At 74.2% G+C, this 11,923-nt stretch carries 13 protein-coding genes; 6 read left to right on the top strand and 7 right to left on the bottom strand.

Features of this window, described 5'->3' with window-relative positions; genetic code table 11:
* Positions 1-131: 131 nt before the first annotated feature.
* On the bottom strand, positions 132-812 hold the full coding sequence (locus AMK27_RS00175) for a DUF6230 family protein (protein WP_073901989.1): 681 nt from the start codon (positions 810-812) through the stop codon (positions 132-134).
* A 208-nt stretch (positions 813-1,020) separates the two neighbouring features.
* On the opposite strand from AMK27_RS00175, the gene AMK27_RS00170 reads away from it, so the two are divergent.
* Positions 1,021-1,641: a TetR family transcriptional regulator gene (locus AMK27_RS00170; protein WP_073901988.1), complete on the top strand. Its 621-nt coding sequence runs from the start codon at positions 1,021-1,023 to the stop codon at positions 1,639-1,641.
* Between the two features lie 14 nt (positions 1,642-1,655).
* Here the strand turns inward: AMK27_RS00170 and lepB are convergent, their stop codons facing one another.
* Both lepB and AMK27_RS00160 read right to left on the bottom strand, forming a co-directional pair.
* Positions 1,656-2,264 (bottom strand): signal peptidase I, encoded by a 609-nt coding sequence (gene lepB, locus AMK27_RS00165; protein ID WP_079188117.1) that lies wholly within the window; start codon positions 2,262-2,264, stop codon positions 1,656-1,658.
* A gap of 145 nt (positions 2,265-2,409) precedes the next feature.
* Complete coding sequence (locus AMK27_RS00160; protein ID WP_241847251.1) at positions 2,410-3,726, bottom strand: AraC family transcriptional regulator; 1,317 nt, start codon at positions 3,724-3,726, stop codon at positions 2,410-2,412.
* 117 nt (positions 3,727-3,843) lie between these two features.
* Between AMK27_RS00160 and AMK27_RS00155 the strand changes: the two genes are divergently transcribed.
* On the top strand, positions 3,844-4,245 hold the full coding sequence (locus AMK27_RS00155; RefSeq protein ID WP_073901987.1) for a Rieske (2Fe-2S) protein: 402 nt from the start codon (positions 3,844-3,846) through the stop codon (positions 4,243-4,245).
* 132 nt (positions 4,246-4,377) lie between these two features.
* Here the strand turns inward: AMK27_RS00155 and AMK27_RS00150 are convergent, their stop codons facing one another.
* Positions 4,378-5,046 (bottom strand): cysteine hydrolase, encoded by a 669-nt coding sequence (locus tag AMK27_RS00150; protein WP_073901986.1) that lies wholly within the window; start codon positions 5,044-5,046, stop codon positions 4,378-4,380.
* Between the two features lie 78 nt (positions 5,047-5,124).
* Here AMK27_RS00150 and AMK27_RS00145 point away from each other — a divergent pair, with 78 nt between their 5' ends.
* Positions 5,125-5,592, top strand: a complete 468-nt coding sequence (locus tag AMK27_RS00145) for a pyridoxamine 5'-phosphate oxidase family protein (RefSeq protein WP_073901985.1) — start codon at positions 5,125-5,127, stop codon at positions 5,590-5,592.
* A gap of 8 nt (positions 5,593-5,600) precedes the next feature.
* Here AMK27_RS00145 and AMK27_RS00140 read toward each other — a convergent pair whose 3' ends face one another.
* Positions 5,601-6,503 (bottom strand): LysR family transcriptional regulator, encoded by a 903-nt coding sequence (locus AMK27_RS00140; RefSeq protein ID WP_073901984.1) that lies wholly within the window; start codon positions 6,501-6,503, stop codon positions 5,601-5,603.
* Between the two features lie 74 nt (positions 6,504-6,577).
* Between AMK27_RS00140 and AMK27_RS00135 the strand changes: the two genes are divergently transcribed.
* On the top strand, positions 6,578-7,681 hold the full coding sequence (locus tag AMK27_RS00135; protein WP_073901983.1) for a DMT family transporter: 1,104 nt from the start codon (positions 6,578-6,580) through the stop codon (positions 7,679-7,681).
* A gap of 404 nt (positions 7,682-8,085) precedes the next feature.
* On the opposite strand, the gene AMK27_RS00130 is transcribed toward AMK27_RS00135, so the two are convergent.
* On the bottom strand, positions 8,086-9,420 hold the full coding sequence (locus AMK27_RS00130; protein WP_073901982.1) for an aminotransferase class I/II-fold pyridoxal phosphate-dependent enzyme: 1,335 nt from the start codon (positions 9,418-9,420) through the stop codon (positions 8,086-8,088).
* 35 nt (positions 9,421-9,455) lie between these two features.
* Here AMK27_RS00130 and AMK27_RS00125 point away from each other — a divergent pair, with 35 nt between their 5' ends.
* Together AMK27_RS00125 and AMK27_RS00120 are read left to right on the top strand one after the other, a co-directional pair.
* A complete protein-coding gene (locus tag AMK27_RS00125; protein ID WP_198955776.1) occupies positions 9,456-10,142 on the top strand; it encodes a pyridoxamine 5'-phosphate oxidase family protein in 687 nt (228 codons plus the stop codon).
* Positions 10,143-10,190: 48 nt separating this feature from the next.
* On the top strand, positions 10,191-10,835 hold the full coding sequence (locus AMK27_RS00120) for an FMN-binding negative transcriptional regulator (RefSeq protein ID WP_073901980.1): 645 nt from the start codon (positions 10,191-10,193) through the stop codon (positions 10,833-10,835).
* Positions 10,836-10,898: 63 nt separating this feature from the next.
* Here the strand turns inward: AMK27_RS00120 and AMK27_RS00115 are convergent, their stop codons facing one another.
* Complete coding sequence (locus AMK27_RS00115; protein ID WP_073901979.1) at positions 10,899-11,873, bottom strand: DMT family transporter; 975 nt, start codon at positions 11,871-11,873, stop codon at positions 10,899-10,901.
* Between the last annotated feature and the right edge of the window lie 50 nt (positions 11,874-11,923).

Genomic DNA, 11,923 nt, shown 5'->3' with positions numbered 1-11,923 from the left:
GGGTGGGGGCCGGGGGCGGTGCCGCGCGTGGAGCACGGACCCCGGCCGGTGGCGACGGACCCCGGCCGGTGGCGACAGACCCCGGAGCCCCGGCCGGTGGTGACGTGCCGTGCGGTGCGGGTCCGGTCGGCTCAGCAGCCCTTGTCGCCGTGGGCGATGCCGATGGCGAGGTCCGGCAGGGTGATCGCGCCGGAGATCGTGGCGCCGTTGGCGTCGGCGTGGAGGTTCTTGATGTCGGTACGGCCGCCGGTGGCGTCGAGGCCGAACTGGCCCGGAGTGCCGTCGGTGATGCCCGAGCCCTTGATGCCGGCCCCGTCGGCTGCGGCGCCGATGACGTTCGGGGTGGTGGCGCTCGCGTTGAGGGTGGCCGTAGCGGCCTTGAGGGACTGGGCGTCCAGGACCAGCTTGTTGGCCTGGAGACCGCCGCCGGCGACGAGTTGGTCGCTGGTGAGCGGGGTTGCCGCCGCCGGCGAGGAGATGTTGAGCGACCAGGTGCCGAGGCTCCCGATCACCGGGAGGTCGACGGACTGGACGGCGTGGACGCAGATGCCGTCGAGGCCGGCCTTGGCGATGCCGACCTCGGCCGCGCCCTTGGCCCCGCCGGCGTCGATGGTGTGCATGACGGCGCCGATGCCCTGCGGCGCCGCCACCGTCTTCGAGCTGAGGGTGAAGGGGACGCTGGTGAGCGAGAGGTTCGCGGCGAGCGCGCCCTGCACCATGGCCGTGGCCATGGCGGCGACGGCCGCCGCGGCGGGCACGGCGAGGAACGCGGATCTGCGCCAGCGGGTGACGCCCCTGGTCTCGTGCTGCATGTGATCTCCAACCGTCGTCCCGCACACGCCGCGCGGGTGGGGATGTGGACTCAGCCGTGCGTCCCGCGGCCGGATGGGGCTGGTCGGTCGTGGCTGCCGGAGACGTACGACACTTCATGGCTGCTTGTTCGAGAATTGGACACTCTCTGATGAAGTGTCAATACTTCGAACAATCCTGAGAGGAATTCCTCTGGACTAGGCTTGCCCGATGCCACGGTTCAGGGAGACGGTCCGGACACTGCTGCGCGAGCGCCTGCTGGACGCCGCGTACGAGACCGTCGCGGACCGCGGCTTCGACAAGCTGCGGATGGCGCACGTGGCCGGCGCGGTCGGCGTCAGCCGCCAGACGCTGTACTCGGAGTTCCCCTCGAAGGAGGCGGTCGGCGAGGCCCTCTTCCAGCGCGAGCTGGAGCGCTGCCTCGTCGGCATCCAGGAGGGCCTCGACGCCCACCGGGACGACCTGCGCGCGGCGGTCGAGGCCGCCGTCGGCTTCACACTCACGCTGGCCGGCCGGAACCCGCTGATCAGGGCCATGCTGACGAGCACCGGCGAGGACGGCCTCCTCTCCTATCTGACGACCCGCTCGGCAGCGGCCTTCGACACGGCGACGGCGATGGCCGACGCGTACGCCGCCGAGGCCTGGCCGACGATCGACCCGGTGGCGCGCGAACTCGCCGTGGACGCGGCGGTCCGGCTCACGGCGAGCCACATCGTCCAGGCCGGCGCCTCGCCCGAGGAGTCGGCCCGGCGCATCGCGGACACCGTGGTCCGGGTCGCCCTGAGCACGGGCGGCGAGACGGTACCGCCCCCACGCGCGACCCCGGCCTGATCGACAGGACCCTGCTAGGGGCCCGGCCCCCGGTACTCCTCCAGGACCGGCCGGTTGCCGATGTCCGGGGACGCCGAGACCGGGAAGGCCCGCACCCCGACCCTCGCCTCGATCCGCGCGATCTCGCCCCAGCCGTACGCCCGCGAGTCGTCCGACAGGTCGGGGTTGTCGCCCAGGTAGAAGAACGACCCCTCGGGTACGGTCCGCAGCTCGGACCGCGCCGACCGGGTCCCGTCAGGACCGCAGCACGCGCCCGTACGACGGGCCTGCGACGCCCACTGGGGCGCCACCACCCGCCGGACCGGGCCCTCTCCCCCTTCCTGCACGAGCACCTGGAAGGGCTCCCCGGGCGTGGAGACGATGCCGACCCGGTCACCGGGCAGGCCGATCACCCGCTTGACCAGGAGGGTGTCCTTCCCGGTGGCCCGGAGCAGCACGACGTCGAACCGGTGCGCCTTCCCCGCGGAACCCGGCGCCGCGAGGATCCGGTCCCCCTCCTGAAGGGTCGGCGCCATGCTCGTGCCGTCGATCCGGATACCGAGGGCCGTCACGGCCACCACGGCGACGAGGCAGAGCACCACGCCGGCCCCGAGGACGGCACCGACCGCCCGGCGCACGGTCACCGGGGCCCGGGCCGGGTACGGGGACGGGCGCGGGCGCGGGTGCGGGTGCGGCGGCGGTCCGGGGCCCGCACGGCTCCGGACCGGTCGATTTCGGTCATGGCGGGACGGTAGGACGAGCGCGGGGCGGCGGCTGTGACCGTACCGCTCAGGGTTGTTGACCGGGTGCGCGCGGCGTCGCATCCGCTGCACCCCGGGGGTCCCGGGCGCGCGGCGTCGGATCCGGTGCGCCCCGAGGGTCCCGGGCGCGCGGCGTCGGATCCAGTGCGCCCCGGGGGTCCCGGGCGCGTGCCCTGGCCTGGTAGGCCCGGGGTGTCTCGCCGGTCCAGCGCCGGAACGCCCGGTGGAACGCGCTGGGTTCGGAGAAGCCGAGCCGGCGCGAGAGCCGCTCGATGGAGATCCGGCCGCCGGTCAGCTCGGCGAGGGCGTGATCGCGCCGCACCTGGTCACGGAGCCGCTGGTACGTGGTGCCCTCGGCGGCCAGTTGGCGGCGCAGGGTCTGCGGGCTGACGGACAGCCGTCCGGCGAGCTCCTCGGGCGTCGGCACCGGCCCGGTGGGCAGGGACCTCCCGATCAGATGCCGCACCCGGCCGGTCGCGGTACTGCCGTAGTCGGCGCCGACGAGCACGTCGACGGGGGCGCGGCGGAGGAAGACCTTGAGCGCGGCCGCGTCCCGCAGGACCGGCTCGTCGAGGTCGGCCCGGTCGAAGACGGCGGCCGTCCGCGCGGCGCCGAAGACGCAGGGCGCCCCGAACAGGAGGGCGTACTCGCGCGCGTGCCGGGGCTCGGGGTGCATGAGCTCGACACGGCGCAGGCCGATCCGGCGCCGGACGAGCCAGCCGGCGAAGCGGTGGGCGACGAGGACGGTGGACTCGGCGCCGAAGTGGAGGGGGTCGTCGTACCCGGAGACGTCGAACTCCATCCGGGCCTCGTCGACACCGTCGGCCCAGGCGAGGCCCGCCACCGGTTCCACGAGGCGGAAGCTCGGTCCGCCAGGGAAGAGGGAGTAGAAGGTGCCGGCCCGCCGGAGCGCCTCGCGCAGGTCACGGCTGCCGTGGACCACGACGTGGGCCATCGTCGCGAAGGTCCCGACCTTGCTGGGCGCGCCGCCGAGGCCGATGAGTTCGTCGTCGAGCGTGGCCCAGAGCATTCTGACGAGCTGTCCGAACTGCTCGGCCGTCACCCGGGCCGCCGATTCGGCCGTGACCGGGGCCTGGGCCGGAGCCGTGCCCGGGGCCGGAGCCGTGCCCGGGGCCGGAGCCGGCGTCCACTCCTCCTTCAGGGCCGCCTCGGCGAGCGCCGGGGAGAGGCCGGCGCGGGCGAGCAGCGGCCCGGTGGCGACCCCGCGCCGCTCGGCGGCCAGGAGCACGGCTCGTACGTGATGGGCACTCACCGACCGCGTCAGCATGCCCGTCGCCTCCCGTCGGATGGACAGTTCCATCACCAGATGTCCAGGATCTGACACTCTAGTAAGAACTGTAAGGAGGCGAACGCCCGATCCTGTGAACGGGACACAGGTCACAGACGTACCTTCTGGCAGGAGCACCATGGCTCCGGACGCACGAGGGAAGAGGGGCAGCACATGAGCGGAGTGGCACGCCGGACGGTCGTCGCGGCAGCGGGCGGCGCGGGCCTGGCAGCGGCGCTCACCGCATGCGGGGGTGGCGGCACGAACGACAAGGCGGAAACGGCCGAGGGCGAGACGCTCGCACGGACCGCGGACATCCCGGTGGGCGGCGGGAAGGTCCTCGCCGACAAGGGCGTCGTCATCACCCAGCCGAAGGCGGGCGAGTTCCTGGCCTTCTCCTCGAAGTGCACCCACGCGGGCTGCGCCGTGAGCGGCGTCAAGGACGGCGTCATCGTCTGCCCGTGCCACCAGAGCCATTTCGACATGTCGGACGGCAGCGTGAAGTCCGGCCCGGCGGGCTCCCCACTGCCGCCGACACCGATCCAGGTGGTCGGCGACTCGATCAGTCTCGGCTGACGAAGCCCCCGGCGTTCCCGGGCCTTCCTCCGCCCGACGCGCCCGGCCCACCCGCCGCGCCCGACGCGCCCGGCAGCTTCACCGTGCTCGACGCCCTCGCCGTGCCCGACGCCCTCGCCGCGTCAGCCGCCCTCACCGCGCTCCCGGACCGCCGGACCGCCGAGGCGCCTTCCAGCAGGCGAGTATCTCGTCGGTCGTGGTGATCGTGGCGACGAGCGCGAGGGTGTGACGGATCATCGCGGGGGTGTAGTCGGCCGGCACCCCCGCGATGGCGTCCCCGGGCACGACCACGGTGTAGCCGAGGTTGACGGCGTCGAAGACGGCGTTGGGCACGGCCACGTTGGCGGAGACACCGGTGACGATCAGGGTCCGGCAGCCGAGATTGCGCAGCAGCGGGTCGACATCGGTCCCGGCGAGCGGCGAGAGCCCGTGCAGCCGCCGTACGACGAGGTCCTCCTCGGCGACCTCGATCGGTTCGGCGATCCGCACCGCCGTGCTTCCGCTGTGCTGCTGCACGGGAAGCCGTGCCGCGGCCCGGAAGAGCCGGGCGTTGCTGTTGGCGCCCCGCCCGTCGGGGCGCCGCTCGGCGACGGCGTGGACGACCTGGACGTCCGCCTCGTGCGCGGCGGCCACCAGCCGTGCGACGTTCCGCAGGGCCCCCGACGAGCGGGCGACTGCGGCCAGTTCGGGCAGTGCGCTCCCCCTCCCGACCACTCCCTGCTGGCATTCGACGGTGAGCAGTACGACCCCGCCGTCCGGCCGGATCCGCTCCGCGAGCCGTTCTCCCGCCCTCTGCTCCATGGTCCCTCCCCTTGCACGCACGCGAATGGCCCCCCATGCTTTCTGACGTCTCATCAGAAATCCAGAAGGGTGCCGACGATGACCGTCGCACAGCGCCGTGGACGCCGGATCATGATGACCCCGGCGGAGCTCGACTCCTTCCTCGCCGAACAGCGCACCTGCCGGGTCGCGACCGTCTCCGCCGACGGCCGCCCGCACGTGAGCGCGCTCTGGTACGCCTGGGACGGCTCCTCGCTCTGGCTGTACTCGCTGACCCGCAGCCGCCGCTGGGCGGAGCTGCGCTCCGACCCGAGGATCGCCGTCGTGGTGGACGACGGCGAGGACTACGGCGAACTGCGCGGTGTGGAGCTTTCGGGCACCGTCACCTTCGTCGGCGAGGCCCCGCGCACCGGCGAGGCGTGCCCCGAACTCGACGTGCCCGAGCAGCTCTTCGCCGCCAAGAACTTCGGCCTGGACGCGATGCCGCACGACGGCAGGCACGCCTGGATGCGGCTGACACCGGACGCGATCGCGTCCTGGGACTTCCGCAAACTGGCGGGCCTCTGACCCCCGGCTCAGCTCCCCAACGGCTCGGCCGCCGCCCGCAGCGCGCCGACGACCGCCCGTACGGAGGGCCGGCGGCCCGCGTCGGCGCGCCAGGTCGCGTAGATGTGACGCCGCACCTGCTGCCGTACGGGCACGAAGACGACCCCCTCCGGTACGGGTCGGCCGAGCCGGGGTGTGACGCACACCCCGAGTCCCGCCGCGACGAGCGCCAGCTGCGTGTGGTGCTCCCCCGCCAGGTGACCGATCCGCGGTTCGATGCCCTGCGAGCGCAGCGTGAACATCAGCCAGTCGTGGCAGAACTCGCCCTCCGGCCAGGAGACCCACTCCTCGTCGGCGAAGTCCACCAGGTCCAAGGCCTCACGCCCGGCCAGCCGGTGCCCGGCGGGCAGGGCCACGTCGGCGGAGTCGTCGAGCAGATGGGCACGCTCCAGGCCGCCGGGCACGGGCGCCCGCTTGTTGCTCCAGTCCAGGACGAGCGCGAGGTCCGCGTCGCCGCGCAGCACCGCGCGCACGCCGTTCTCCGGCTCCAGCTCCGTCGTACGGACCCGGAGCTCGGGGTGCCCCTCGCGCAGGGCGGCGAGGGCCGCCGGGAACAGGCCCCGGGCGGCCGTCGGGAAGGCGGCGACCCGCACCTCGCCCACGACCTGGCCCCGCTGGGCCTCGATGTCGGCCTGCGCCATCTGGACCTGGGAGAGGATCCGGGCCGCGTGCTCGGCGAGCAGCTGCCCGGCGTCGGTGAGCCGCACCCCCCGCCCGTTCTTGGCGAGCAGCTGCTGCCCCACCTCGCGCTCCAGCTTGGACAACTGCTGGGAGACGGCGGAGGTGGTGACGTGGAGCCCGTCGGCCGCGCCGCTGACGGATCCGTGCCGGGCGACGGCGTCGAGGGTGCGCAGGCGCTCCAGATTCAACATGTAAGCGATACTAAGGGAAGGGGTCGAGGAATTCTCGCTTGTCCTAAGACATCGGGACGGTCACCCTGAGTGGCATGAGCCCCGCAGCCCCGCCCACACCGTCCCCGGCGTCCCCCGCCCCCCGCCTGCTCGACTGGCGCGTCCGCTTCGGCGTACTGGCCCTGATCTGGGGTTTCAGCTTCGTCTTCATCAAGGTCGGGACGGAGGGCTTCGCGCCGTTCCAGGTCACCTTCGGACGGCTCCTCTTCGGTACGGCGGTGCTCGCCGTCGCCCTGGTCGTGAAGCGCGACCGGCTGCCGCGCGGAGCCCGCGTCTGGGGCCATCTGACGGTCGCGGCCTTCCTCCTCAACGCCCTGCCGTTCTCCCTCTTCGCGTACGCCGAGCTGACCATCCCCTCGACGCTCGCGGGCATCTGCAACGCGACGACCCCGCTGTGGGGCATGCTGCTCTCCCTCGTGGCACTCTCCGAGGACCGCCCGACCCGGGTCCGCGCGGCCGGCCTGGGCATCGGCTTCGTGGGCGTGCTCACGGTCCTCGGCGCGTGGCAGGGCTTCTCGGGCGTCGACGTGACGGGCACGGCGCTGGCCCTGCTCGCCTCCTTCAGCTACGCGGTCGGCTGGATCTACGTCCGCAGGACACTGAGCGGCACGGACGCCTCGAACCTCTCGCTCGCCGGCTCCCAGGTCGGCCTCGCGACCCTGCAACTGGCGATCGTCACGCCGCTGTTCACCTCACTCCCGACGTCCGTGGACGTGCTCCCGCTGCTCGCGGTGATCGCACTCGGCGCCCTCGGTACGGGGTACGCGATGCTGCTCCAGTACGGGGTGGTCGCGGAGGTCGGCCCGACGACGGCCGCGATGGTCACGTACTTCATCCCGGTCATCGCGACGGCGGCGGGAGTGGCCCTCCTGGACGAACAACTCACCTGGAACACCCCGGTGGGCGCGCTGATCGTCCTCACGGGCGCGGCCCTCACCCAATCCCGCCGAAAGCCCCACCCGCACCCGGTAGCAGGCAACACCCCCACCGCCACGGCCTCCGCCCCGCGCACAACGCACAGCGCCACCAGCTCCATCAGGCCGACACCGGCCGGCGCCACCGCCTTTGCGGCCACAACGCCCGCCACCCCTCCCACCCCCGTTGCGGGCACAACGGACGGCACCCCCTGCCGGGCCTAGGCTCCCGCGCCTGAACCCGCACCCCGCCCGCCCCCGTTGTGGGCAACTGTTCCGCTGGGGCGGAACGGGTGGGCACAACGGAACGGCTCCCCTTGCCGGGCCCAGGCTCCCGCGCCTGAACCCGGCGCCCCCACCCACCCCCGTTGTGGGCAATCGTTCCGCCGGGGCGGAACGGGTGGGCACAACGGAACGGAGCCCCTTGCCGGGCCCAGGCTCCCGCGCCCTGACCCGCACCCCGTGCACGCCGCACAACTGGTGCGGGTTCAGGCCCAAGGGGCGGAGGCGCCGCCGAGCGCGCCGTCCCGTGTGCCCACCCGTCCCGCCCTGCGGGACGATTGCCCACACGGCGGGCAGCGAAGGCGCGACCCGCAAGGGCCACACCAAGGCCCCGCCCCACCCCCACCTCACCCATAGCTCCGCGCCACCACCGGCCCCACCACCCCCGCCACCGCCTCCGCGAGCCCCTCGATCTCCCCCGCCCCGAGCCCCGACACGGTCACCCGCACCGCCGGCCCCGCCTGCATCCGGAACCGCGCCCCCGGCGCCACCGCCCACCCCGAAGCCACGAGCCCCGCCACCGCCCCGGTCTCGTCGGGCACCGGCACCCAGACGTTCATGCCGCTGCGCCCGTGGGCCTCGACGCCCCGCCGGGCGAGGGCCCGTACGAGTCCGTCGCGCCGCTTCCCGTACGCGCGCGCGACCACCGCCGGGTCGACCGCGTCCGCGGCCCAGAGGTGCGCGACGGTCCCCTGGAGGAGCCGGCTGACCCAGCCGGGCCCGAGCCGCTGCCGGCCGAGCACCCGGTCGACGGTCTCGGCGTCGCCGGTGAAGGCGGCGATCCGCAGGTCGGGCCCGTAGGCCTTGGCGACCGAGCGGATCAGCACCCAGTGGTCGGTGCCCCCGGCCAGCGGGTGGAGGGGCTGCGCGACGATCCCGTGCCCGTGGTCGTCCTCGATGAGCAGCACACCGGGATGCCCGGCGAGCACGCGCCGCAGCTCCCCCGCGCGGGCCTCGGTGACGCACGCGCCGGTCGGGTTCTGGGCCCGGTCCGTCACGATCACGGCCCGCGCCCCGTCCTTCCCGATCGCGCGCTCGACCGCTTCGGGCAGCGGACCCTCGTCGTCGACGGCGATCGGCACGGGCCGCAGCCCGAGGGCCGGCACCAGGTCGAGCAGGCTGCCCCAGCCCGGGTCCTCGACGGCGACGGCGTCGCCGGGCCGGAGGTGCACGGCGAGCACCCGCTCGACGGCGTCGAGGGACCCGGAGGTGACGCCGACGGGCCCGTCCGGCACTCCGTCCGCGTCGAAGGCGGCGCGCGCGAGGCGCCCGAACTCCTCGTCGACGGGCGCCTCCGCGTACATGCCGGGGCGTGCGGCGTAGCTCCGCGCGACCTCCGCGAAGGCCTCGCCGAGCGCGGGGAGCAGGGCGGGGTCGGGGTTGCCCTTGCTGACGTCCCTGACCCCGGCGGGGGCCTCCACCCGGATGGAGCCGCGCGCGGTGGTGGCGGGTCGTGGGCGCACCCGGCTGCCGCGCCGCCCGTCGGTCTCGATGACCCCGCGTTCGCGCAGGGAGCGGTAGGCGGCGGCGACGGTGTTCGGGTTCACTCCGAGCAGGCCTGCCAACTCCCGCATCGCTGGGAGGAGTTGCCCTGGCTCAAGAGCCCCGAGGCCTACTCCCCGCTCCACGCTCGCGGCGATGTCCGATGCGCGACGACCTTCGATCCGATACTCTCCTAGCACAAACCCAAGTATGCACTAGTGCAATGAGGAACGCAATGAGCGCCACCACCGACACAGCCGCCGTCGACACCTACCCGCCCACCGACCGGACCGTCCCCACCCGCTCCCGCCAGCGCGCGTCGTACGACAAGGCACTGGTCCACTCGATACTCGACGAGGCCTACGTCTGCCACCTCGGGTTCGTGCGGGACGGCGCGCCGGTCGTGCTCCCGACCCTCTTCGGCCGCGTCGAAGACCGCCTCTACGTGCACGGCTCGACCGGCTCGCGGCCGCTGCGCGCGGCCGGCGACGGCGTGGCGGCCCCAGGCCTGCCCGTCTGCCTGACCGTGACGCACGTCGACGGCCTCGTGCTCGCCCGCTCCGCCTTCCACCACTCGCTCAACTACCGCTCGGTCGTGGTCCTCGGCACCGCCCACCAGGTCACCGACCCCGAGGAGCTGCGCGTCGCCCTCGACGCGCTGGTCGACCAGGTCGTCCCCGGCCGGTCCGCCGACTCCCGCCCCGCGAACGCCAAGGAGCTCGCCGCCACGGCCGTGATCCGCCTGGACCTGAACGAGGTCTCGGCGAAGGTCCGCACCGGCGGCCCCAACGACGACGCCGAGGACCTCGCCCTCCCCCACTGGTCCGGTGTGGTCCCCCTGCTCGGCGGATACGGCGCGCCGGTCCCGGCCGACGACCTCGACCCGGCCGTCGCCCTGCCCGACTACCTGGCCGCGCTCTAGAAGCGCCACGGACGGCGAAGCCGCGAACGACGAAGGGACGGACGGACGATGCTGATCCACCCCTGGGACGCCCCCCACGACGAGGACGAGTGGCGCGACTGGCTCTCCCGGCACGACTTCGGCCAGCTCGCCGTCAACGGCCTGCCCGGAAAACCGCCGTGGGTGCAGCCGATGCACTTCCGCTACGAGGCCGAGCCCGGCCCGTACGGCCGGGTGCTGACCCATCTGGCCCGCCCGAACCCGCTGTGGCGGGCCCTTGAGGCGAACCCGACGGTGCTCCTCGGAGTGGTCGACGACTATGTCTTCGTGCCGGGCACGTGGACGGCCCCCGAGGGCACGCCCACCGCGCACGGCACACCCACCTCCTACTACGCCTCCGTCCAGCTGCGCTGCACCGCGCACGTGGTCGACGACCCGGCGGAGAAGGCGGAGCTGCTCAACCGCCAGGTCGCCCACTTCCAGCCGGACGGCGGCACGGCCCCCGCCGTCCCCGGCGAGGCGCCGTTCGGCCGCATGCTGTCCGGAATCCGGGGGCTGCGCCTTGAGGTGACCGAGGTGCGGGCCAAGTTCAAGTACGCGGGGAACAAGCCCGCGGAGGTCCAGGACCGGGTGAGGGAGCGGCTGGCCGAGCGCGACGGCCCGCGCGACCGGGCGGCCCGCGGCCACCAGCTGCGCCGCCGCCCCACCGGCTGACGTCGGCGGGGCACGGGCCCCGCCTCCGCCTGCACCGCCACGGCTCCCGCCGCCCGCCCCCGCCTACACCGCCACGGCCTCCCGCCGCCGTTCCGCCGTCGCCGTCCGCGCCTCGGCGAACGCGAGGCCCGTGACGGCGGCGAGGAGCAGCAGCGTGCCGAGCACGATGGCGGTGGTGAGCCGCTCACCGAGCAGCGAGACGGCGATCACGGCCGCGCTCACCGGCTCCAGGAGCATGATCACGGAGACGGTCGCGGCCCGGACGACCGCCGCCCCGGCGAAGTACAGCGCGTAGGCGAGCGCGGTCGGCACGGCGGCCACGTAGACGAGCAGGAGCAGGACGCTCACCGGCGCGTCCGTGTGCGGGACGAGCCCCTCCGCGAGCGCCGCGGGCAGCAGTCCGACCGCCCCGATCGCGAAGGCCCAGGTCGTGGTGGACAGCGCGTCCGTTCGGCCGCCGTCGCGGCCGAGGTAGCGGGTGAGCAGGGTGATCGCCGCGTATCCCGCCGCCGAGACGACCGCGAGGACGACACCGAGCGGCCGGACCTCCGTCGCCCCGCCGCCGAGGACGAGGACGACGAGCCCGGCGAGCGCCCCGGTGACGGCGGTGACGCCGCCGCGGCCGAGGCGTTCGCCCATGGTGAGCCGGGCGCCGACGGCGATGAGGACGGGTCCCGCGCCCAGCGTGACGACCGTGCCGACCGCCAGGCCGGTGGCCTCGACGGCGGCGAAGTAGGCGCTCTGGAAGACGGTCAGCCCGATCCCGGTCCCGAGGATGCGGGCCGTCCGGCGGCCGCGCGATTCCACGGCGACCCGGGCCGCACGGGCCGTGCGGCGGCGGGGCCGCAGGGCGAGCGCCCCGAGGAGCAGCACGAGGCCGCCGACGCAGCGCCAGAAGGACAGGGCCAGCGGGCCCATGTCGCTGATGCGGAAGATCAGCGAGGCGGCGGCACCGGCCGTGCCCCAGGCGATCCCGGCGACGATCAGATAGAGCAGGCTCCGCCCGACGGACAGGGCGGATTCCGAAGAGTTCGACACGTGACTTCTCCGTGGAAGACAGGAGGGAAGGGTGGTCGCTCGGCTCCGCG

The organism is Streptomyces sp. CB02009 (assembly GCF_001905825.1).
Taxonomy (GTDB): domain Bacteria; phylum Actinomycetota; class Actinomycetes; order Streptomycetales; family Streptomycetaceae; genus Streptomyces.
This window is presented reverse-complemented; position numbering and strand designations above follow the sequence as displayed.

Bases quoted from the DNA above. Each gene is read 5' to 3' on its own strand.
- AMK27_RS00175 (WP_073901989.1), bottom strand. From the start codon at position 812: ATGCAGCACGAGACCAGGGGCGTCACCCGCTGGCGCAGATCCGCGTTC.
- AMK27_RS00170 (WP_073901988.1), top strand. From the start codon at position 1,021: ATGCCACGGTTCAGGGAGACGGTCCGGACACTGCTGCGCGAGCGCCTG.
- AMK27_RS00155 (WP_073901987.1), top strand. From the start codon at position 3,844: ATGAGCGGAGTGGCACGCCGGACGGTCGTCGCGGCAGCGGGCGGCGCG.
- AMK27_RS00150 (WP_073901986.1), bottom strand. From the start codon at position 5,046: ATGGAGCAGAGGGCGGGAGAACGGCTCGCGGAGCGGATCCGGCCGGAC.
- AMK27_RS00145 (WP_073901985.1), top strand. From the start codon at position 5,125: ATGACCGTCGCACAGCGCCGTGGACGCCGGATCATGATGACCCCGGCG.
- AMK27_RS00140 (WP_073901984.1), bottom strand. From the start codon at position 6,503: ATGTTGAATCTGGAGCGCCTGCGCACCCTCGACGCCGTCGCCCGGCAC.
- AMK27_RS00135 (WP_073901983.1), top strand. From the start codon at position 6,578: ATGAGCCCCGCAGCCCCGCCCACACCGTCCCCGGCGTCCCCCGCCCCC.
- AMK27_RS00125 (WP_198955776.1), top strand. From the start codon at position 9,456: ATGAGCGCCACCACCGACACAGCCGCCGTCGACACCTACCCGCCCACC.
- AMK27_RS00120 (WP_073901980.1), top strand. From the start codon at position 10,191: ATGCTGATCCACCCCTGGGACGCCCCCCACGACGAGGACGAGTGGCGC.